This window comes from Streptomyces sp. NPDC097619 (assembly GCF_040302735.1).
GTDB lineage: Bacteria > Actinomycetota > Actinomycetes > Streptomycetales > Streptomycetaceae > Streptomyces.
The window spans coordinates 1-22,197 of the sequence record NZ_JBEOSD010000035.1 but is presented as its reverse complement, the minus strand read 5'-3'; the positions used below and the strand labels follow the sequence as shown (position 1 = coordinate 22,197).

Here is a 22,197-nt window from a genome sequence, read left to right as displayed (position 1 = left end):
AGGGGGACGATATCTCAGATATGAGATGACGCCAGAATCGAGGGTCGGTCCGGCGTGTCCTATGACCTGTATGGACTATCAGAACCTTTTCAGACCGGTTTGTGAACCGCCGTTCGAGGGGCCCGCGCCCGCATCCGGACCCCGCGCCCTTTCCCGCACCCGACTCCCGCTCCCGGTCACGTCCCCGACCCCCCGCCCCGCCCGCCCCCGCCCACTGAGGTCGCGTCAGAGACCGCGGGACGGGGCGGGGGAGTGCGGAGCCTCAGTGCGAGGTGCAGCCGCAGGCCTGGTGCCGTCCGCCGTGGACCGCCGCGTACGAGGCCGGTCGCGGTGCCGCGGCCGCCTGCTCCAGTCGGGCCGCCGCGGCCCGCCCGGTCGCGGTGTGGACGTCGTGCACGGTGCGCCCGCCGACCAGCGTCAGCTCCACCCGCGTGCCGCTGATGTCCCCGACCGGGCAGCGCGTCACGTCCCGGTCCAGCAGCACCAGGTCGGCCGCCTTGCCCCGCTGCACGGTCCCCGTCAGCTCCTCCTGGCGCAGCTGCCAGGCGGTGCCCGAGGTGTGCATCCGCAGGGAGCTCACCCGGCTCAGCCCCTCCAGCTCCCGGTAGAGCGGGCCCTTCCCCTCCGCGCCCTTGCGGTCCACGGCTGTCTGCAGCTGGTTCCACACCTGGAGCGGGTCCACCGGCCAGTCCGAACCGCCCGACAGTCGTGCCCCGGCCTTCTCCAGGCTGCGCGCCGGGTACAGCCACCGGTGCCGCCGCGGCCCGATGTACGGCAGCAGGGCCTCCTCGGTCCAGATGTCGCGCTGCGCCCACTGGAGCTGCATGCAGGCCGTCACCCCGAGCCGGGCGAAGCGCCGCAGGTCCGCCGGGTCGACCAGCTCCAGGTGTGCGATGGCGTTGCGGGGGTCCCGCTGCCCGGTGGCCTCGCGGGCGTACGCGTACCCGTCCAGGGCGGTGCGCACGGCCCGGTCCCCGAGCCCGTGGGCGTGCATCTGCCAGCCGGCCCGGTTGAAGGCGGCCGACAGTCGGCCGTACTCCCGGGCCGATGTGTACAGTTCGCCCCGGTTCCGGGTGGGCTTGCCGTTTCCGTCCAGGTAGGGCTCCAGGAGGGCGGCGGTCTGGGCCGGGTACTCGATGACCCCGTCCAGGAAGACCTTCACCATGCCGAACCGCAGTCCGCGCACGCCGGTGAACTCCTTGCGGAGTCCCTTGGCGTAGGCGAGGGCGGCGGCCGGGTCCTTGGTCTGTTCCACGGAGAGCCGGATCGCCGGGACGATGCGCTGCGGCAGCCCGCCCGCGGCCGACAGGGCCCGGTAGAGCCCCAACTCGTGCCGTCCCACCAGGGCGTCCATCATGGTGGTCACGCCGGAGGCGGCGGCCTCGGCGAGCACCTTCGCGCAGGCCGCGACGAGTTCGGCCTCGGTGGGGACGGGCAGGTGGCGGGTCACCAGGCCCTGGGCGTCGTCCTTGAGCACGCCGGAGGGCTTGCCGTCCGGGCCCTTCACGATCTGTCCGCCGGGCGGGTCGGGGGTGGCGGCGGTGACGCCCGCGATGTCGAGGGCGCGCCGGTTGGCCCACAGGTTGTGGCCGTCCCCGCCGACGAGGACCACCGGCCGGCGGGTGGGCAGCGCGTCGAGCATCGTGTGGTGCGGGACCGTGCCTGAGGGCAGCAGGCCCACCGGGTTCCAGTCCTCCACCACGAGCCAGGTGTCCGGCTCGGCCCCGGAGCCGCCGCTGTCGGCGAGGAAGCCGGACAGGAGGGTCCGGAGTTCCTCCACCGTGGTCTCCGCGCCCGCCAGGGAGGGCTTCAGGGACCGCTCGCCCGCGCCCAGCGGGTGCACGTGCCCGTCGTGGATTCCGCTCATCACGGTGTTCCCGCGGGCGTTGACCACCTCGGTGTCCCGCCCGATCAGCCGGCGCACCGCGGAGCCGGTGCCGACCGCGAGGATCCGGCCGTCCCGGCCCACCGCGACCGCCTCGGCCACGGCGGCCCCCGGCACCCCGGTGAACACCCGGGCGTTGTGCAGGATCAGCGAGGCCGATCCGGTCCCGCGTCCCGCGGCGGTCGGGGCGGCGACCGCCGGGACCGTCCCCGCCGCGGCACCGGCCAGGCCCGCCGCACCGGCGGCGAGCAGTCCCCTGCGGGACAGAGCTGCGTTCATGACCCCTCCAATGACGTCGCTGTGGGGCAGGACACTGGGTGATTAACTTCTTAACCAGAACCCGCCCGCGGCCACGGAATCCGTACGATGGCGCGCATGCCGGGACCGACCATCGCCGACGTCGCGCGGGCCGCGGAGGTGTCCACCGCGACGGTCAGCCATGCCCTCAACGGCACCGGGCGGATCGGCGAGGGCACCCGCCGCCGGGTCCGGGAGGTGGCCGCCGGGCTGGGGTACGGCACCCGGCGCGGGCCCCGTACCCGCACCCTGGGGCTGGCCGTGACCACTTTCGCGGGGACGGCGTGGGACTTCGTGACCATCGCCTACTTCTCGCGGTTCATCACCGCGGCCACCTCCGCCGCGCACGCCCGCGGCTACGCCCTGACCACGCTGCCCGCCGAGCGGTGCGCGGAGGGGTTGTGGCACACGCTGGCCGTGGACGGGATGCTCCTGGTGGACAGTCCGGCCGGGGATCCGGTGCCGGGGGCGCTGCGGGCCCGCGGGCTGCCGCTGGTCTTCGACGGACGGCCGCCCGAGCCCCGGCCGGGGGACGTGTGGGTGGACAACGACCACGCGGGCACCACCCGGGAGGTGCTGGACCACCTGGCGGCCGCCGGGGCCCGCCGGCCGGCCCTGCACTCCGGGCACGGGCGCGAGCACTACACGGGGGCCGTGGTCGCGGCCTACCGGCAGTGGTGCGCCGAGCGGGGCGTGGCGGAGGTGGTGGTCCCCTTCGGCCCGGAGGACGGTCCGGGGCACGCCTTCGACGCGGCCTTCGGCGCGGCGCCGAGGGACCGTCCGGACGCGGTGTACTGCGCGTACGACCCCGGGGGCCGGCAGGTGCTGGCGGCGGCGGCCCGGCACGGTCTCGGGGTGCCGGGGGACCTGCTGGTGGTGTGTACGAGCGAGGACCCGGCGTACGGGGCCACGGAACCGCCCGTGACCACGGTCACGCTGCGGCCGGAGGCGGCCGGGGCGGAGGCGGTGGCGGCCCTGGTGGCGCTGATCGAGTCGGGGCGGGCCGGCGGGCCCGCGGGGGCCGGTGCGCGGATGGTGCCGGCGGCGTTGCGGGTGCGTGCCTCGTCGCTCCGTCCGGTCATGTACTAGAGTTATCTCGACATCGAGATATCTGCCGAAGGCGTACCGCAGCCGCCCCCAGGTAAGGGTTACCTAACTTAGCCTTACCTTAATGGATTGGCCAGAGGGCGTGGCGGCAGGATGCGGTAGAACGCGCGAATTCATGCATGAAGGAGACTGTCGTGTCGGCGAACAGCTTCGACGCCCGTAGCACGCTGCAGGTGGGCGACGAGTCGTACGAGATCTTCCGGCTGGACAAGGTGGAGGGCTCGGCCCGCCTCCCGTACAGCCTGAAGGTGCTGCTGGAGAACCTGCTCCGTACCGAGGACGGCGCCAACATCACGGCCGACCACATCCGGGCGCTCGGCGGCTGGGACTCCCAGGCCCAGCCCAGCCAGGAGATCCAGTTCACGCCGGCGCGCGTGATCATGCAGGACTTCACCGGCGTGCCCTGCGTCGTGGACCTCGCCACCATGCGCGAGGCCGTGAAGGCCCTCGGCGGCGACCCGGCGAAGATCAACCCGCTCTCGCCCGCCGAGATGGTCATCGACCACTCCGTCATCGCGGACAAGTTCGGCACGAAGGACGCCTTCGCGCAGAACGTCGAGCTGGAGTACGGCCGCAACAAGGAGCGCTACCAGTTCCTGCGCTGGGGCCAGACCGCCTTCGACGACTTCAAGGTCGTCCCCCCGGGCACCGGCATCGTCCACCAGGTCAACATCGAGCACCTGGCCCGCACCGTCATGGTCCGCAACGGCCAGGCGTACCCCGACACCCTCGTCGGCACCGACTCCCACACCACCATGGTCAACGGCCTCGGTGTGCTGGGCTGGGGCGTCGGCGGCATCGAGGCCGAGGCCGCGATGCTGGGCCAGCCGGTCTCCATGCTGATCCCGCGCGTGGTCGGCTTCAAGCTGACCGGCGAGCTGCCCACCGGCACCACCGCCACCGACCTGGTGCTGACCATCACCGAGATGCTGCGCAAGCACGGTGTCGTCGGCAAGTTCGTCGAGTTCTACGGCGAGGGCGTCGCCGCCACCTCGCTCGCCAACCGCGCCACCATCGGCAACATGTCGCCGGAGTTCGGCTCCACCGCCGCGACCTTCCCGATCGACGGCGAGACCCTGAAGTACCTGCGCCTGACCGGCCGCTCCGAGCAGCAGGTCGCGCTCGTCGAGGCGTACGCCAAGGAGCAGGGCCTGTGGCTGGACCCGGCCGCCGAGCCGGACTTCTCCGAGAAGCTGGAGCTCGACCTCTCCACGGTCGTCCCCTCCATCGCCGGCCCGAAGCGCCCGCAGGACCGCATCGTCCTCGCCAACGCCGCCCAGCAGTTCGCCGTGGACGTGCGCAACTACGTCAGCGACGACGAGGAGGCCGGCAAGGAGTCCTTCCCGGCGTCCGACTCGCCGGCCGCCGCCAACGGCGTGCCCACCAAGCCGACCCGGGTGACCCTGGCCGACGGCACCTCCTTCGAGATCGACCACGGCGCCGTCACCGTCGCCGCGATCACCTCCTGCACCAACACCTCCAACCCCTACGTCATGGTCGCCGCGGCGCTCGTGGCGAAGAAGGCGGCCGAGAAGGGCCTGACCCGCAAGCCGTGGGTGAAGACCACCCTCGCCCCGGGCTCGAAGGTCGTCACCGACTACTTCGACAAGGCCGGCCTGACCCCGTACCTGGACAAGCTGGGCTTCAACCTGGTCGGCTACGGCTGCACCACCTGCATCGGCAACTCCGGTCCGCTGGACGAGGAGATCTCGAAGGCGATCAACGAGGCCGACCTCGCGGTCACCTCGGTGCTCTCCGGCAACCGCAACTTCGAGGGCCGGATCAACCCCGACGTCAAGATGAACTACCTGGCCTCCCCGCCGCTGGTCGTCGCGTACGCCATCGCGGGCTCCATGAAGGTGGACATCACCAAGGACGTCCTCGGCACCGACACCGACGGCAAGCCGGTGTACCTGGCCGACATCTGGCCCTCCGAGGCCGAGGTCAACGACGTCGTGGCGAACGCCATCGGCGAGGACATGTTCAGCAAGTCCTACAGCGACGTCTTCGCGGGCGACGCCCAGTGGCAGGCGCTGTCGATCCCCACCGGCAACACCTTCGAGTGGGACCCGCAGTCCACCTACGTCCGCAAGCCCCCGTACTTCGAGGGCATGACCATGGAGACCACCCCGGTCTCCGACATCGCCGGCGCCCGCGTGCTGGCGAAGCTGGGCGACTCGGTCACCACCGACCACATCTCCCCGGCCGGTGCGATCAAGGCCGACACCCCGGCCGGCAAGTACCTCACCGAGCACGGCGTCGAGCGCCGCGACTTCAACTCGTACGGTTCCCGTCGCGGCAACCACGAGGTCATGATCCGCGGCACCTTCGCCAACATCCGCCTGCGCAACCAGATCGCGCCGGGCACCGAGGGCGGCTTCACCCGCGACTTCACCCAGGCCGACGGCCCGGTCTCCTTCATCTACGACGCCTCCCAGAACTACCAGGCCGCCGGCATCCCGCTGGTCATCCTGGCGGGCAAGGAGTACGGCTCCGGCTCCTCCCGCGACTGGGCGGCCAAGGGCACCGCGCTCCTCGGCGTCAAGGCGGTCATCGCCGAGTCCTACGAGCGCATCCACCGCTCCAACCTGATCGGCATGGGCGTCCTGCCCCTGCAGTTCCCCGAGGGCGCCTCCGCGGCCTCCCTGGGCCTCTCCGGCGAGGAGACCTTCTCCTTCACCGGCGTGGAGGAGCTCAACGACGGCACCACCCCGCGCACCGTCAAGGTGACCACCGACACCGGTGTGGAGTTCGACGCGGTCGTCCGCATCGACACCCCCGGCGAGGCGGACTACTACCGCAACGGCGGCATCATGCAGTACGTGCTGCGCAACCTGATCCGCGGCTGACCGAGCCGTCCCGCGGTGACCGGTGACGACCGCATCGGCTGAATAGCCGGACTTCGGCACCAAAGGGCCGTATCCCCGTTAAGGGGGTACGGCCCTTCCGCTTTTCTGGGAAGGCATTCCCGGTGACGGACAGGTCTCAACTCGGAAAAGCTGGCGGTCATCCTTGTGCACGATCTTGCTCAGGCGAGCGGAAGTGGACTATACCTGTGCCCGTCCGGACCACCGCGGTATCGAGCGGCCCCGGACCGGGGGACGGCGGGGACCTGCGGTGATGTCCGCATGGACGGCAACTGCCGTTGTTTCCGGCCTCCTTCACACTCCTGACGAAGGCGAGGACTTGAGCATGGGATCCACCTCCGCCCACGGCGAGCAGCCGGTCGCGAACGCCGGCCAGGACGCCTCCGGCGTCGGCCGCCGCGACCTGATCAAGCGCTCCGCGGCACTCGGCCTGATCGCGGTGCCGACGATGAGCTTCCTGTCCGCGTGCGCCTCGGGCGGCGGCGAGGAGAAGCCGAAGACCACCCCGACCGCCAAGGCGGACAAGAACAACCCCTTCGGCGTCGCCAAGGGCAGCAAGCTCGACGTGGTCGTCTTCAAGGGCGGCTACGGCGACGACTACGCCAAGGCGTGGGAGGCCGCCTTCGACAAGAAGTGGGGCACCACCTCCTCGCACCTGGGCACCCAGGAGATCACCGCCAAGCTCCAGCCCCGCTTCAACGGCGGCAACCCGCCGGACGTCGTCGACGACTCCGGCGCCCAGCAGATCAAGCTCGACGTGCTCTTCAAGGGCGGGCAGCTCGCCGACCTCACCCCGGTCCTCGACTCCCCCTCCCTGGACGACCCCACCAAGAAGGTCCGGGACATGCTCATCCCCGGCACCATCGAACAGGGCACCCAGGGAGGCAAGTTCGTCTCCGTGAACTACGTGTACACCGTCTGGGGCCTGTGGTACTCCGGCAAGCTCTTCAAGGAGAAGGGCTGGAACCCGCCCAAGACCTGGGACGAGTTCCTCGACGTCTGCGGCAAGGCCAAGGCGGCGGGCCTCGGCGGCCTCGCCCACCAGGGCAAGTACCCGTACTACATCAACGTCGCCATCATGGACCTGATCGCCAAGAAGGGCGGCCTGGACTCCATGAAGGCGATCGACAACCTGGAGGCCAACGCCTTCGAGAACAACCCCGTGGCCCTCGAAGCCGTCGAGGCCGTCTACGAGGTGGTCGAGAAGGGCCTGCTGATGCCGGGCACCAACGGCCTCACCCACACCGACTCGCAGACCCGCTGGAACCAGTACAAGGCCGCCTTCATCACCTGCGGCTCCTGGCTGGAGAACGAGCAGATCAAGCAGACCCCGGCCGACTTCGACATGCGCTTCCTGCCCATGCCCGTCCTGCCCGGCAGCAAGCTCCCCTTCGAGGCCATCCGCGCCGGCGCCGGCGAGCCCTTCATCGTCCCCGAGAAGGCCGCGAACAAGGCCGGCGGCCTGGAGTTCATCCGCTCCATGCTCTCCCGCGAGTGGTCCACCATCTTCGCCCAGCAGGCCAACTCCCTGACCATCGTCAAGGACGGCGTGGACCCCAACGTCCAGCTGCGCCCCGGCACCAAGTCCGCGGTGGACGCCCTCAAGGCGGCCGGTGACAACACCTTCAACTACCGCTACCCGGACTGGTACAGCCAGATGGACCTGGACATCCAGAACGCCTCCAACGAGCTGATGGCCAAGCGCATCCAGCCCAAGGAGTGGATCAAGCGGGCCCAGGCCGCCGTCAACAAGGCCGCCAAGGACCCCAACGCCAAGAACAACCGACGCGACTAAGGGCACCGGGACGGGACGGACACCATGAGCAACGTAGCCCGGAGCAAAGGACGGGGCGGCTTCATCGCCGGCTTCCTCGTCGTACCGCTCGCGCTGTACCTGACCTTCGTGATCTGGCCGTACATCCAGACGTTCGGCTATTCCTTCACCAACTGGAGCGGCCAGTCGCCGACGTTCGACTTCGTCGGCCTGCAGAACTACCAGAACCTGCTGAAGGACGAGGTCTTCCTCAGCGCCATCTGGCACAACGTGCTGCTCCTGGTGTTCGTCCCCGTCATCACCATCCTGCTCGCCCTCTTCTTCGCCTTCATGGTGAACGCCGGAGGGCGCAGCGGGGCGGGCGGGGTGCAGGGCGTGCGGGGATCGCGCTTCTACAAGATCGTCTACTTCTTCCCGCAGGTCCTCTCCCTCACCATCCTCGCCGTGCTCTTCGGCGCGGTGTACCGCAGCGACGAGGGCGGCCTCCTCAACGGCGTGCTCATCAAGCTCGGCCTGGTGGACGCCACCGCGCCCATCGAGTGGCTGAACGAGCCGAACCTCGTGCTCTGGTGCCTGCTGCTGGTGGTGGTCTGGCACGGGGTGGGCTTCTACCTGGTGCTCTTCTCCGCCGCCATGCAGTCGGTGCCCAAGGACATCTACGAGGCGGCCCTGCTGGACGGCGCGGGCCGCGCCCAGACCTTCTTCAAGGTCACGCTCCCGCTGCTGTGGGACTCCGTCCAGACCTCCGCGGTCTACCTCGGCATCGTCGCGATGGACATGTTCGTGCTGGTGTCCACCATGACCTCGGGGCAGTTCGGCGGCGGCCCCGACCACCACAGCGAGGTCATGGCCACGGTGCTGATGCGCAACTTCCTCTACCTGGGCCAGAGCGGGTACGCCTGCGCGATGGGCGTGGTCATGCTCGTCCTGACCATGGTCCTGTCGATCGTCACGCTGCGTGCCACCCGCCGCGACCACGTCGAGTTCTGAGCGGGAGAAGAAAATGACCACTGTCATCAAGGCCCCCGGAGAGGCGGCCGCGGAGCGCGCCGGGGGCTCGGGGCGGACCGGCGAGCGGGAGAACCGCCGCTCCGAGGGGACGGTCCTGAACGTCTTCTCCCACGGCTTCCTGGCCGTCTGGGCGATACTGATCGTCCTGCCGCTGGTCTGGCTGGCCCTGGGCTCCTTCAAGACGGACGCGCAGATCGGCGGCTCGGCCCTGAGCTGGCCCTCGAACTGGCACTTCGACGCGTTCTCCCGGGCCTGGGACAAGGGCATCGGCGACTACTTCGCCAACACCCTCATCGTCATGGTGTTCTCGGTGCCGCTGACCATGCTCTTCGGGTCGATGGCGGCCTACGTGCTGGCCCGCTACCCGTTCCGCGGGAACCGGCTCACGTACTACTTCTTCGTCAGCGGGGCGATGTTCCCGGTCTTCCTGGCGCTGGTGCCGCTGTTCTTCATGGTGAAGCGGCTGGACATGCTGAACAGCTACCAGGGCCTGATCCTGGTGTACGTCGCCTACTCGATGCCGTTCACGGTGTTCTTCATGCACTCCTTCTTCCGCACGCTGCCCACGGCCGTGCACGAGGCGGCGGTGATCGACGGGGCCTCGCACACCCGGATCTTCTTCCAGGTGATGCTGCCGATGGCCAAGCCCGGACTGATCAGCGTGGGGATATTCAACGTCCTGGGCCAGTGGAACCAGTACATCCTTCCCGCGGTCCTGATGCAGCCCCAGGACAGCAGCGACCCCGAGCGCTACATGCTCACCCAGGGCCTGGTGCAGCTCCAGTACCAGATGGGGTACGAGACCGACCTGCCGGTGCTGTTCGCGGGCGTCACCATCGCGATGATCCCGATGCTGGTGGTCTACCTGTCCTTCCAGCGGCAGATCCAGGCCGGTCTGACCTCGGCCACCATCAAGTAGCCCCGCCGGCGGCGAACCGCCGGCGCGCAGGACACCGCGGCCCGGCCCCTGTGCGAGGGGGCCGGGCCGCGGTGCGGTCTCCGTCTCCGTCTCCGGTCCCGTGTGACGGGCCGGGGCCGCGCCCCGTGCTCAGAGCCAGGTGCCGAAGCGGCGGATGTAGGCCGTCTTCACCAGCTGGGTCAGGGTGCAGTAGGCCAGGAGCACGCCGACCAGCCAGGGGAAGTAGGCGGCGGGCAGCGGGACCATCCCCAGGGAGCCTGCGAGCGGGGAGAAGGGCAGCCACAGGCCGGTCAGCACCGCGAGGACGGTCATCGCCATCACCGGCCAGGAGGCCCGGGACTGCAGGAAGGGGATCTTCCTGGTCCGGATCATGTGGACCACCAGGGTCTGCGAGAGCAGCCCCTCCACGAACCAGCCGGACTGGAAGAGGGCCGCGTGGGCCCCGCTGTTCGCGGCGAACACGTGCCACATGATCAGGAACATCGCGATGTCGAAGATCGAGCTGACGGGTCCGACGGTGACCATGAACCGGCCGATGCCCTTGGCGTCCCAGTTCCGCGGCTTGCGCAGGTACTCCTCGTCCATCCGGTCCCAGGGGGTGGCCAGCTGGGCGATGTCGTAGACCAGGTTCTGCACCAGCAGCATGATCGCGAGCATCGGCTGGAAGGGCAGGAAGGCCGAGGCCACCAGCACCGAGAAGACGTTGCCGAAGTTCGAGGAGGCCGTCATCTTGATGTACTTGATGGTGTTGCCGAAGGTGGTGCGGCCCTGGAGGACGCCCTGCTCCAGGACGGTCAGGTCCTTCTCCAGCAGGATGATGTCCGCGGACTCCTTGGCGATGTCCACCGCGGTGTCCACGGAGATGCCCACGTCGGCCTCGCGCAGCGCGGCGGCGTCGTTGATGCCGTCGCCGAGGAAGCCCACGGTGTGTCCGCCGGCCCGCAGGGCCCGGACGATGCGGGCCTTCTGCACGGGGTTGACCTTGGCGAAGACGGTGGTGCGGGCGGCCAGCTCGCGCAGGGCGGGCTCGTCGAGGCCGTCGGTGTCGGCTCCGAGGACCACGTCGCCGACCTCGATGCCCACGTCGGCGCAGACCCGGGCGGCGACCAGTTCGTTGTCGCCGGTGACCACCTTCACGGCCACGCCCTTGTCGGCGAGGCCCCGCAGGGCGGCGGCCGCGCTGGCCTTCGGCGGGTCCAGGAAGGCCAGGAAGCCCACCAGGGTCAGGCCGCTCTCGTCGGCCACCGTGTAGGTGTCGCGGGGGGCGTCCACGCGGCGGGTGGCGACGGCCAGGACGCGCAGGCCCTGCCGGTTGTTCTCCACGGCGGTGAGCCCGGCCCGGATCCGCGCGGACTCGGTGAGCTCCACGGTGCGGCCGTCCTCCACCACGTGGGTGCAGAGCTCCAGGACCTCCTCGACGGCCCCCTTGGTGATGAGCACGTGCTCGGCCGGGCCGTCCGCCACCAGGCCGTTGCGGGCCAGGACCACGGACATCCGGCGGCGGGCGAAGTCGAAGGGGATCTCGTCGACCAGCGTGAAGCGCGCGTCGACGACAACCTCCTCGGCCTCGTCCACCCGGTCGATGACCGCCCGGTCCATCAGGTTCCGCAGCCCGGTCTGGAAGTGCGCGTTGAGGTAGCCGTACTGGAGGACCTCCTCGTCCTCGGCGCCGCGCACGTCGAGGTAGCGGTCCAGGACGATCCGGTCCTCGGTGAGGGTGCCGGTCTTGTCGGTGCACAGGACGTCCATGGCGCCCAGGTTCTGGATGGCGTTGAGGCGCTTGACGACCACCTTGCGACGGGACATGGCCACCGCTCCGCGGGCGAGGTTGGCGGACACGACCATCGGGAGCATCTCCGGGGTCAGGCCGACGGCCACCGCGACGCCGAACAGGAACGCTTCGTTCCAGTCGCCCTTGGTGAGTCCGTTGATCACGAAGACCACGGGGACCATCACCAGCATGAAGCGGATCAGCAGGAAGCTGACCCGGCGCACGCCGTGGTCGAAGTTGGTCGCGGGCCGCTCGCCCGCCAGGGAGCCGGCCATGGAGCCGAACCAGGTGCGGGAGCCCGTGGCCACGACCACGCCGGTGGCGGTGCCGGAGGTGACGGAGGTGCCCATGAGGCAGAGGTTCCCGGCCTCCACCGGGTCGGAGACGGACTCGTGGCCGGAGTCCCCGGCCCGCAGGTCGGACTTGGCCACCGGCAGGGACTCGCCGGACAGGGCCGCCTGGGAGACCATCAGGTCCTTGGCGGTGAGCAGCCGCAGGTCGGCGGGGATCAGGTCGCCCGCGGCCAGCATCACCACGTCGCCGGGGACCACCTGGTCCATGGGCAGTTCGGTGACGGTGGGGGAGGCGCCGCCGCCGTACCGGCGCTGGACCGCGCAGGTGGTGGTGACCAGGCGCTTCAGGGCGTCGGCGGCCTTGCCGGAGCGGTGCTCCTGCCAGAAGCGGAGCAGGCCGCTGACGCCGACCATCACGGAGAGGATCACCACGCCGGGGTCGGCGGGGTCCTGCCAGTACATGACGGCGGCGAGGAGGACCAGGACGAGGATGAAGGGGTTGGCGTAGGCGCGGGCCAGCTGGAGGAGCCAGTGGGGGGTGCGCTCGCGGGCCACGGTGTTGGGTCCGTACCGCTCCCGGCGGAGGGCGGCCTCGCTGTGGAGGAGTCCGTCGCGGGTGGTGGAGAGGTCCTGGAGGACGCGGGAGGCGGGCAGCGAGGCCAACACGGTCAGTCGGGCACCGGCGGTGCGGGTGCGGGCCTGGAGTTCGGCGGCCTTGCGGTCGCGGCGGCCGCCGGGGCCGCGGCCCGGGGGCGCCAGGGGGCGGGGGGTGCGAGGGGTGAGCATGGTCATGACGAATCCTCCCTCCGGGTCCGCCGTCACGGCGCGGGGCCGGGCGGTGGCGCGGAGTGGTCGGGGGCCCGCGGGCGGCGGCACGGGGCGGCCGTCCGGGGCGGGGCACGGAAGGGTCGCGTCCCTTCGGGGCGCCGGAGGGCGCCTCGGGGCACGCGGAAGGGGAGCGGTGACGCGGGGGTGGGACCGGGCCGGGGCGTGCCGCGGTGGTGTCGGGACCGCGGGGGAGCCGGGGCCGCTCGTCCTCGGCCGTCGGGACGTGACGCGTGCGGGAAGTGAAGGGGGGCCTTCGGGGCGGACGGGGTCCGCGGGTTCCGTACGGTCAGCCGGTGAGGGCGCGGCGGGAACTTCGGTCGGGACTCATCCCGAACACCTCCTCGCCTCGCGCTCGCCGAGCACCTGGTGGTGGCTCGGATCTGCGGCGCCCGTCCGGCCTCGAAGGCCGCAGAGGACCGGCGCCGCAACGAACGTAACACGGATCCCGCGGCCGGATCTCTCGTACTTATGGCCGGATGCGCTCGCAAGTGACCGTTTCGTGCTGCCTCACCCTCTTGACGGCTGGATGCCCGCAGGTTCGACTTAGTCTTCATAAGTTGGAGAGATGCCGGGGTCTCTGCCGCGGGCCCCCGCGGTGTGCTCCCGGCCGGGGGGCGACGGCCGGGCCGTCGCTTATGGGCAGGAGTGGATGAGTCGTGGAGACTCCGGGTTCGCAGTCCTCGCTGCACCGGGCCAATCTGGAGCGGGTCGTACGGGCCGTCCGGTTGGCCGGTTCGATGACGCAGGCCGAGATCGCCCGAGCCACCGGTCTGTCGGCGGCCACGGTGTCCAACATCGTCCGGGAGCTGAGGGAGGGCGGCACGGTCGAGGTCACCGACACCTCGGCGGGCGGCCGCCGGGCGCGCAGCGTCTCCCTCAGCGGTGACGCGGGCATCGTGATCGGGGTCGACTTCGGCCACGAGCACCTGCGGGTGGCCGTGGGCAACCTCGCCCACCGGGTGCTGGCCGAGGAGGCCGAGCCGCTGGACGTGGACGCCTCCTGGACCGAGGGGTTCGACCGGGCGGAGAAGCTGGTCGGACAGCTCATCGACACCGTCGGGGTGGGTCGCGACAAGGTGATCGGGGTGGGCCTCGGCGTGCCCGGTCCCATCGACGTGGAGTCCGGGACGCTCGGTTCCACGGCCATCCTGCCGGGCTGGGCGGGCATCAACCCGCGCGAGGAGCTCTCGCGTCGGCTGGGGGTCCCGGTGTACGTGGACAACGACGCCAACCTCGGCGCCCTGGGCGAGCTGGTCTGGGGGAGCGGGCGCGGGGTCAAGGACCTCGCCTACATCAAGGTGGCCTCCGGCGTCGGCGCCGGGCTGGTCATCAACGGGCAGATCTACCGCGGGCCGGGCGGCACCGCGGGGGAGATCGGGCACATCACCCTGGACGAGTCCGGCCCGGTCTGCCGCTGCGGCAACCGCGGCTGCCTGGAGACCTTCGCCGCGGCCCGGTACGTGCTGCCGCTGCTCCAGGGCACCCACGGGCCCGATCTGACCATGGAGCGGGTGGTCCGGCTGGCCCGCGACGGGGACCCCGGCTGCCGGCGGGTCGTCGCGGACGTGGGACGGCACATCGGCAGCGGTGTCGCCAACCTCTGCAACCTCCTGAACCCGAGCCGGGTGGTCCTCGGCGGCAGTCTCGCCGAGGCCGGGGAGCTGGTCACGGCGCCCATACGGGACTCGGTGTCCCGGTACGCCATCCCCAGTGCCGCGCGGCAGCTCACGGTGACCAGCGGGGCCCTGGGCGGACGGGCCGAAGTCCTGGGCGCGCTGGCCCTGGTGCTCAGCGAGATGGGGGATTCGACCGTTCTGGGCGGACTCATCGGTGCCCCCGCCTTGTCTTCAGCTAGATAACGAATGGCACCGTTGTCATCTCGTTAAGGATTCACTCCTTGACGCCAAAGTTGTGGCCGAGTTGACTTCCATCACCTCGGCCGCAACGACGCGGCCTCGTCAGGGAGGTTCACAAGATGAACACGCGCATGCGTCGTGCCGCCGTCGCCGTTGCCGCCACCGCGATGGCCGTTTCCCTCGCCGCCTGTGGCAGCGCCAAGCAGGCCGAAGGCACGAACGAGGAGACCAAGAGCTCCGGTTCCGCCACCGGAGACGCGGTGAAGATAGGTCTGCTCCTGCCGGAGAACCAGACCGCCCGCTACGAGAAGTTCGACCAGCCGCTCATCGAGAAGAAGGTCAAGGAGCTGACCGGCGGCAAGGGCGAGGTGGTCTACGCCAACGCCAAGCAGGACGCGACCGTGCAGAACTCGCAGGTCGACGCGATGATCACCAACAAGGTGGACGTCCTCATCATCGACGCGGTGGACTCCAAGGCCATCGCCGGTTCGGTCAAGAAGGCCAAGGACGCGGGCATCCCGGTCGTCGCCTACGACCGCCTCGCCGAGGGCCCCATCGACGCCTACACCTCCTTCGACAACGAAGAGGTCGGCCGGGTCCAGGGCAAGGCCCTGCTGGAGGCGCTGGGCGACAAGGCCAAGTCCGGGCAGATCGTGATGATGAACGGCTCCGTCACGGACCCGAACGCCGCCCTCTTCAAGAAGGGCGCGCACTCCCAGCTCGACGGCAAGGTGACCGTCGGCAAGGAGTACGACACCAAGGAGTGGAAGCCGGAGAACGCCAACGGCAACATGGAGGCCGCGATCTCCGCCCTCGGCAAGGACAAGATCGTCGGCGTCTACTCCGCCAACGACGGCATGGCCGGTGGCATCATCACCGCCCTGAAGTCCGCCGGCGTCTCCCCGCTGCCCCCGGTCACCGGCCAGGACGCCGAACTCGCCGGTGTGCAGCGGATCGTGGCGGGCGAGCAGTTCATGAGCGTCTACAAGCCGTACGCCCCCGAGGCCGAGGCCGCCGCGGCCATGGCGGTCGCGCTGGCCAAGGGCGAGAAGCTCGACTCCATCGCCAAGTCCAAGGTGGACAGCCCCACCACCCAGGGCGTGCCCTCCGTGCTGGTCCCGGTCGTCTCGCTGACCAAGGCCAACATCAAGGACACCGTGGTCAAGGACGGCGTGTACACCGTCGAGGAGATCTGCGCCGGCAAGTACGCCGCCGACTGCGCCAAGGTCGGCCTGAAGTAGCACCCGCGTCCCGCCGGGAGCGCCCCGGGCCCCCGGGCCCGGACGCCCCGCTCCGGTAGGACCCCCGCGCCTGCCCGGCGCCCCGCCCCACCACCCCGCCACCGAGCGGGGCGCCGGGCAGAAACGTTCAGGCAGTTCTCCCGCCCCACCCCCGCCCTTCCCCACGCGTCTTCCCACGCGTCTCTCGTACGACATCCCCGCCGGTCAGGCGGCGAAGGAGATGGTTCATGTGTCCGCTGCGCCCGTGCTGGCGTTGCGAGGGGTCTCGAAGCGGTTCGGCGCCGTCCAGGCGCTCACGGACGTAGAGCTCGAGATCCACTCCGGCGAGGTGGTCGCCCTCGTCGGCGACAACGGCGCCGGAAAGTCCACGCTCGTCAAGACCATCGCCGGAGTGCACCCCATCGATGACGGAGTCATCGAGTGGCAGGGCCGCCCGGTCTCGGTCGACAAGCCCCAGGACGCCCAGAACCTGGGCATCGCCACCGTCTACCAGGACCTCGCCCTCTGCGACAACATCGACGTGGTCGGCAACCTCTTCCTGGGCCGCGAGCTCAAGCGCCGCGGCGTCCTCGACGAGGTGGAGATGGAGCGCCGCGCCCGCGAGCTCCTGACCACCCTGTCCATCCGGATCCCCAGCGTGCGGATCCCGATCGCCTCGCTCTCCGGCGGTCAGCGCCAGACCGTGGCGATCGCCCGCTCCATGCTCGGCGACCCGCAGCTGGTCATCCTCGACGAGCCCACCGCCGCCCTCGGCGTGGAGCAGACCGCCCAGGTCCTCGACCTGGTGGAACGGCTCCGCGACCGCGGCCACGCCGTCATCCTCATCAGCCACAACATGGCCGACGTCAAGGCCGTGGCGGACCGCGTCGCGGTGCTGCGCCTCGGCCGCAACAACGGTGTCTTCGACGTCGCGGGCACCTCGCAGGAAGAGATCATCTCCGCCATCACGGGCGCCACGGACAACGCCGTGACCCGCCGTGCGGCGCGCACCGGGGAGGCCCGCAAGTGAGCACCGACAAGACCGCGGTGAACCCGGCCGCACCGGCCGACGCGATACCCGCCGTCGACCCCCGCCTCCTCGTCCGCGAGCAGGGCCTCGCCGGCTACGTGGGCGAGTTCAAGCGCAAGATGCGCGCCGGCGACCTCGGCTCCCTGCCGGTGGTCGTGGGCCTGGTCATCATCTGGACCATCTTCCAGAGCCTGAACTCGAACTTCCTCTCCGCCCAGAACCTCAGCAACATCGCCGTCACCATGGTCGCCACCGGCATGATGGCCGTCGGCATCATCTTCGTGCTGCTGCTGGGCGAGATCGACCTCTCGGTGGGCTCCGTCTCCGGCGTCTCCGGCGCCATCGTGGCCGTCCTCGCCGTCACCCACGGCGTCCAGGAATGGCTGGCCGTCCTGGTCGCGCTGGCCTCCGGCGCCGCCATCGGCGCCGTCCACGGCTTCTTCTTCGCCAAGATAGGCGCCCCCGCCTTCGCCGTCACCCTGTCCGGCCTGCTCTTCTGGTCCGGCCTGATGCTCCAGATCCTGGGCAGCAACGGCACGATCAACCTCGACTCCGAGGGCCTGGTCGGGAAGCTCACCACGTACTACTTCGCGGACGTCGCCGCCGGCTACGGCCTGGCCGTCCTGGCGGTCGGCGTCTACTTCGCCGGATCCTTCCTGGACACCCGCCGCCGCGAGGCCGCCGGGGTCCCGGCCCGCCCGCTCGGCGAGATCCTGCTGCGCACCGGACTGCTGGCGGCCGTGGCCTTCGGCGCCGCGGCCATGTTCAACCAGTACAAGGGGCTGCCGCTGGCCGTCCTGCTCTTCCTGGTGGTCCTGGTCGGCACGGACTTCCTGCTGCGCCGCACGGCCTTCGGCCGCAAGGTGTTCGCCCTCGGCGGCAGCGTCGAGGCCAGCCGCCGCGCGGGCATCAACGTCAACGCCGTCCGCATCGCGGTCTTCGCGATCGCGGGCACCTTCGCCGCCGTGGGCGGGCTCTTCTGGGCCTCCAAGATCGCGGCGGCGAACCAGAGCGCCGGCGCCGGCGACCTGCTGATGAACGTCATCGCGGCGGCCGTCATCGGCGGCACCAGCCTCTTCGGCGGCCGCGGGCGGACCTGGAACGCCCTGCTGGGCGTCATGGTCATCACGTCCATCCAGTACGGTCTGGCCCTGGAGGGCATCGCCACCCCCATCCAGTACATGATCACCGGCGCGGTCCTGCTGGCCACCGTGGTGATCGACTCGGTGACCCGCAAGACCCAGAAGACGGCGGGCCGGGCCTGAGGGTCCGGCTCCGGCCGCGTACAGTCACACGATCACCCGGCCCGCCGTACACCCGTACGGCCGACCGCACCCCCGTTCGGGCCAGTGCCCGGTGCCGCCCCCGGCGGTACCGGGCACCTGTGCGTACGTACACCCCTACGGGGTGTGTGGCAGGAGGACCGTGTGTACAGGTATGACAAGAGCGTGACCCTGTCGGGGGCCGCCCGATGACGCCCGTCGGCCGCGGAACATTAGACTCGACAGACCAGCAAGCAACTGCAAGGAGGCACGGGTGCTGCTGACCCGCATCAAGGGACCGCGAGACCTGGACCGGCTCGGCCCGGAACAGCTCGACCAGCTGGCCGAGGAGATCAGGTCCTTCCTCGTCGACGCGGTCTCCAAGACCGGCGGGCACCTCGGCCCCAATCTCGGCGTGGTCGAGCTGACGATCGCCCTGCACCGGGTGTTCGAGTCCCCCAAGGACCGGATCCTCTTCGACACCGGCCACCAGGCCTACGTCCACAAGCTGCTCACCGGCCGCCAGGACTTCGCGAACCTGCGCGCCAAGGGGGGCCTGTCCGGCTACCCCTCGCGGGCCGAGTCCGAGCACGACGTGATCGAGAACTCCCACGCCTCCACCGTGCTGGGCTGGGCCGACGGCATCGCCAAGGCCAACGAGGTGCTGAGCCGCGAGGACCACCACGTCGCCGCCGTGATCGGCGACGGCGCCCTCACCGGCGGCATGGCCTGGGAGGCCCTCAACAACATCGCCGCGGCCAAGGACCGGCCGCTCGTGATCGTCGTCAACGACAACGAGCGCTCCTACGGCCCCACCATCGGCGGCCTCGCCAACCACCTGGCCACCCTGCGCACCACCGACGGCTACGAGCGCTTCCTGGCCCGCGGCAAGGACCTCCTGGAGCGCACCCCCGTCGTGGGCAAGCCGCTCTACGAGACCCTGCACGGGGCCAAGAAGGGCCTCAAGGACTTCATCGCCCCGCAGGGCATGTTCGAGGACCTGGGCCTGAAGTACATCGGCCCCATCGACGGCCACGACATCGAGGCCCTGGAGTCCGCCCTCCAGCGCGCCAAGCGCTTCAGCGGCCCGGTCATCGTGCACTGCCTCACCCAGAAGGGCCGCGGCTACGAGCCCGCCGTCCAGGACGAGGCGGACCGCTTCCACGCGGTCGGCGTGATCCACCCCGACACCGGTCTGCCGGTCGCCACCGACGCCGCCAGCTGGACCTCCGTCTTCGCCGACGAGATGGTCAAGCTCGGCCACGAGCGCTCCGACATCGTCGCCATCACGGCGGCCATGCTCCAGCCGGTGGGCCTGAAGAAGTTCGCGGACGCCTTCCCGGACCGCATCTTCGACGTGGGCATCGCCGAACAGCACGGCGCCACCTCCGCGGCCGGCCTGGCCACGGCCGGGGCCCACCCCGTCTTCGCGGTGTACGCCACCTTCCTCAACCGCGCCTTCGACCAGGTCCTCATGGACGTGGCCCTGCACAAGTGCGGGGTCACCTTCGTGCTCGACCGGGCCGGGGTCACCGGCACCGACGGCGCCTCCCACAACGGCATGTGGGACATGTCCATCCTCCAGGTGGTGCCCGGCCTGCGGCTGGCCGCCCCGCGCGACGCCGAGCAGCTGCGCGCGCAGCTGAACGAGGCCGTGCGGGTCGAGGACGCCCCCACGGTGGTCCGCTTCTCCAAGGGCGTGGTCGGCCCCGCGGTGCCCGCCGTGGGCAAGGTCGGCGGCATGGACCTGCTGCGGGCCCCGGCCCCCGAGGTCACCCGCCCCGACGTCCTGCTGGTCTCGGTGGGCGCGCTGGCCCCGATGTGCCTGGAGGTCGCCGACCTCCTCGACCGTCAGGGCATCTCCACCACCGTGGTCGACCCCCGTTGGGTCAAGCCCGTGGACGAGGCCCTGGCCCCGCTCGCGGAGCGCCACCGGGTGGTCGTCACCGTCGAGGACAACGGCCGGGTCGGCGGCGTGGGCTCCGCGATCGCCCAGGCCCTGCGCGACGCGGGCGTGGACGTCCCGCTGCGCGACTTCGGCATCCCGCCGCGCTTCCTCGACCACGCCCAGCGCAAGGAGATCCTGGCCGAGATCGGGCTGACCGCCCCGGACATCGCCCGCCAGGTGACCGGTCTGGTGGCCAAACTCGACGGCCGCTTCGACTCCGAGCCGGCCGAGGCCGCCCGCGACTGACCGCGGCACCGGGACCGTCCCCCGGACGGCCCCCTTCCCGTTGCGCCCCATGGGCCGGGAGGCACACCCTTGAGGGGTGGTCCTCCCGGCCCATGTGCGCGTACGGACGCCCGCACGGGCCCCGCGCGCGCACCGCGACGCCCACCCCGCGTGGAGGTGAACCGGTGAGCACGCAGCACGACACCGGGCCCCGCAGTCCCGGCAGTGGCAACGGTGCCTTCCGCACGAAGTCCGTCGAGCAGTCGATCCGCGACACGGAAGAGCCCCAGCACAGCCTGCGCAAGACCCTGTCCGCCTGGGACCTCACGGTCTTCGGCGTCGGCGTCATCATCGGTACCGGCATCTTCGTCCTGACCGGCAAGGTCGCCAAGGAGACCGCCGGACCGGCCACCGCCCTCGCCTTCGTCGCCGCCGGCGTGGTCTGCGCCCTCGCGGCCCTCTGCTACGCCGAGTTCGCCTCCACCGTCCCGGTGGCGGGCTCCGCGTACACCTTCTCCTACGCCTCCCTCGGCGAGCTGCCGGCCTGGATCATCGGCTGGGACCTCGTCCTGGAGTTCGCGCTGGGCACGGCGGTGGTCGCCGTCGGCTGGTCCGGGTACGTGCGCTCCCTCCTGGACAACGCCGGCTGGCACCTGCCCGCGGCCCTGGAGGGCCCCGACGCGCCCGGCGGCACCTTCGACCTCCTCGCCTTCCTGCTGGTGCTGCTGCTGACGGCGGTCCTGGTGATCGGCGTGAAGCTGTCGGCGCGGCTGACCGCGGTGGTCGTGGCCATCAAGGTGGCCGTGGTGCTCATCGTGATCGTCGCCGGCCTCTTCTTCGTGAAGGCCGCCAACTACAAGCCCTTCGTCCCGCCCGCCCAGAAACAGGAGGGCGGCTCCGGGCTCGACGCCCCGCTGGTGCAGTTGATCTTCGGGTACGAGCCCACCAACTTCGGCGTCATGGGCATCTTCACCGCCGCCTCGGTGGTCTTCTTCGCCTTCATCGGCTTCGACGTGGTCGCCACCGCGGCCGAGGAGACCAAGAACCCGCAGCGGGACATGCCGCGCGGCATCATGGGCTCGCTGCTGATCTGCACGGTGCTCTACGTGGCGGTGTCCCTGGTGGTCACCGGCATGCAGCACTACACCGACCTGTCCACCAGCGCCCCGCTCGCCGACGCCTTCAAGGCCGTCGGGGCCCCCTTCTTCGCGGGGACGATCAGCTTCGGGGCCGCGGTCGGCCTGACCACGGTCTGCATGATCCTGCTCCTGGGCCAGACCCGGGTGTTCTTCGCGATGAGTCGGGACGGGCTGCTGCCCCGGTTCTTCTCGGTGACCCACCCCAAGTTCGGCACCCCCTACCGCCCCACCATCCTCCTGGGCGTGGTCATCGCGGTGGTGGCCGGCTTCACCAGCCTCAACGAGCTCGCGACCCTGGTGAACATCGGCACGCTGTTCGCCTTCGTGGTGGTCGCCCTCGGCGTGATCATCCTGCGTCGGACCCGGCCCGACCTGCACCGGTCCTTCCGGACCCCGCTGGTCCCGCTGCTGCCGATCGTGTCCATCGCGGCCTCGGTCTGGCTGATGCTGAACCTGCCGGCGGAGACCTGGCTGCGGTTCGGGATCTGGATGGTCATCGGCGTGGTCGTCTACTACCTCTACGGCCGCCGGAACAGCCGCCTCGGGCAGCTCATGGCGGGGAAGGCCGTGCCCCCGGCCCCCAAGCTCCCGGACTGAGCGCGGGAGCCCGCGGGGCCCGTACCCGCGCCCCGCGCCCGTACGGCCCCGCACGCGACTGCCCACACGACCGGACCGGCCCGGCGGGCCGGCCCCCCCGGGGGGGGGGGGGGCCGGCGGGGGGGGGGGGTGGGGGGGGCGGGGGGGGCGGGGGGGGGGGCCCCCCCG

13 protein-coding genes are annotated in these 22,197 nt (G+C 70.8%); 11 read left to right on the top strand and 2 right to left on the bottom strand.

Annotated elements, in window-relative coordinates; all coding sequences use genetic code 11:
* Nucleotides 1-262: 262 nt before the first annotated feature.
* Complete coding sequence (locus ABTZ17_RS12745) at nt 263-2,164, bottom strand: amidohydrolase (protein WP_352195584.1); 1,902 nt, start codon at nt 2,162-2,164, stop codon at nt 263-265.
* 96 nt (nt 2,165-2,260) lie between these two features.
* Here ABTZ17_RS12745 and ABTZ17_RS12740 point away from each other — a divergent pair, with 96 nt between their 5' ends.
* From ABTZ17_RS12740 to ABTZ17_RS12720, 5 genes are all read left to right on the top strand, one after another.
* A complete protein-coding gene (locus ABTZ17_RS12740; RefSeq protein WP_352195583.1) occupies nt 2,261-3,271 on the top strand; it encodes a LacI family DNA-binding transcriptional regulator in 1,011 nt (336 codons plus the stop codon).
* Between the two features lie 152 nt (nt 3,272-3,423).
* Nucleotides 3,424-6,138 carry an aconitate hydratase AcnA gene (gene acnA / locus ABTZ17_RS12735; RefSeq protein WP_352195582.1) on the top strand — a complete coding sequence of 905 codons (2,715 nt, stop codon included), beginning with the start codon at nt 3,424-3,426 and terminating at the stop codon, nt 6,136-6,138.
* Between the two features lie 343 nt (nt 6,139-6,481).
* A complete protein-coding gene (gene ngcE / locus ABTZ17_RS12730; RefSeq protein WP_352195581.1) occupies nt 6,482-7,951 on the top strand; it encodes an N-acetylglucosamine/diacetylchitobiose ABC transporter substrate-binding protein in 1,470 nt (489 codons plus the stop codon).
* Between the two features lie 24 nt (nt 7,952-7,975).
* Nucleotides 7,976-8,920, top strand: coding sequence for a carbohydrate ABC transporter permease (locus ABTZ17_RS12725; RefSeq protein WP_352195580.1), 945 nt, complete (start codon nt 7,976-7,978; stop codon nt 8,918-8,920).
* Between the two features lie 13 nt (nt 8,921-8,933).
* The gene (locus ABTZ17_RS12720; protein ID WP_352195579.1) at nt 8,934-9,860 is read left to right on the top strand and encodes a carbohydrate ABC transporter permease; all 927 of its coding nucleotides are present in this window, start codon (nt 8,934-8,936) and stop codon (nt 9,858-9,860) included.
* Nucleotides 9,861-9,989: 129 nt separating this feature from the next.
* Here ABTZ17_RS12720 and mgtA read toward each other — a convergent pair whose 3' ends face one another.
* On the bottom strand, nt 9,990-12,716 hold the full coding sequence (mgtA, locus tag ABTZ17_RS12715) for a magnesium-translocating P-type ATPase (RefSeq protein ID WP_352195578.1): 2,727 nt from the start codon (nt 12,714-12,716) through the stop codon (nt 9,990-9,992).
* Nucleotides 12,717-13,408: 692 nt separating this feature from the next.
* Here mgtA and ABTZ17_RS12710 point away from each other — a divergent pair.
* The 6 genes from ABTZ17_RS12710 to ABTZ17_RS12685 all read left to right on the top strand — a co-directional run bounded on the left by ABTZ17_RS12710 (nt 13,409) and on the right by ABTZ17_RS12685 (nt 22,029).
* On the top strand, nt 13,409-14,611 hold the full coding sequence (locus ABTZ17_RS12710) for an ROK family transcriptional regulator (protein ID WP_352195577.1): 1,203 nt from the start codon (nt 13,409-13,411) through the stop codon (nt 14,609-14,611).
* 116 nt (nt 14,612-14,727) lie between these two features.
* Nucleotides 14,728-15,849 carry a substrate-binding domain-containing protein gene (locus ABTZ17_RS12705; RefSeq protein ID WP_352195576.1) on the top strand — a complete coding sequence of 374 codons (1,122 nt, stop codon included), beginning with the start codon at nt 14,728-14,730 and terminating at the stop codon, nt 15,847-15,849.
* Between the two features lie 220 nt (nt 15,850-16,069).
* Nucleotides 16,070-16,858, top strand: a complete 789-nt coding sequence (locus ABTZ17_RS12700) for an ATP-binding cassette domain-containing protein (protein WP_352195575.1) — start codon at nt 16,070-16,072, stop codon at nt 16,856-16,858.
* Complete coding sequence (locus ABTZ17_RS12695; RefSeq protein WP_352195574.1) at nt 16,855-18,123, top strand: sugar ABC transporter permease; 1,269 nt, start codon at nt 16,855-16,857, stop codon at nt 18,121-18,123. Before ABTZ17_RS12700 ends, ABTZ17_RS12695 begins: the two co-directional genes overlap by 4 nt.
* Nucleotides 18,124-18,394: 271 nt before the next feature.
* Nucleotides 18,395-20,314 (top strand): 1-deoxy-D-xylulose-5-phosphate synthase, encoded by a 1,920-nt coding sequence (dxs, locus tag ABTZ17_RS12690; RefSeq protein ID WP_352195573.1) that lies wholly within the window; start codon nt 18,395-18,397, stop codon nt 20,312-20,314.
* 164 nt (nt 20,315-20,478) lie between these two features.
* Nucleotides 20,479-22,029, top strand: coding sequence for an amino acid permease (locus ABTZ17_RS12685; protein ID WP_352195572.1), 1,551 nt, complete (start codon nt 20,479-20,481; stop codon nt 22,027-22,029).
* The last annotated feature ends 168 nt before the right edge of the window (nt 22,030-22,197 follow it).

Bases quoted from the DNA above. Each gene is read 5' to 3' on its own strand.
- ABTZ17_RS12745 (WP_352195584.1), bottom strand. From the start codon at position 2,164: ATGAACGCAGCTCTGTCCCGCAGGGGACTGCTCGCCGCCGGTGCGGCG.
- ABTZ17_RS12740 (WP_352195583.1), top strand. From the start codon at position 2,261: ATGCCGGGACCGACCATCGCCGACGTCGCGCGGGCCGCGGAGGTGTCC.
- ngcE (WP_352195581.1), top strand. From the start codon at position 6,482: ATGGGATCCACCTCCGCCCACGGCGAGCAGCCGGTCGCGAACGCCGGC.
- ABTZ17_RS12725 (WP_352195580.1), top strand. From the start codon at position 7,976: ATGAGCAACGTAGCCCGGAGCAAAGGACGGGGCGGCTTCATCGCCGGC.
- ABTZ17_RS12720 (WP_352195579.1), top strand. From the start codon at position 8,934: ATGACCACTGTCATCAAGGCCCCCGGAGAGGCGGCCGCGGAGCGCGCC.
- mgtA (WP_352195578.1), bottom strand. From the start codon at position 12,716: ATGACCATGCTCACCCCTCGCACCCCCCGCCCCCTGGCGCCCCCGGGC.
- ABTZ17_RS12705 (WP_352195576.1), top strand. From the start codon at position 14,728: ATGAACACGCGCATGCGTCGTGCCGCCGTCGCCGTTGCCGCCACCGCG.
- ABTZ17_RS12700 (WP_352195575.1), top strand. From the start codon at position 16,070: ATGGTTCATGTGTCCGCTGCGCCCGTGCTGGCGTTGCGAGGGGTCTCG.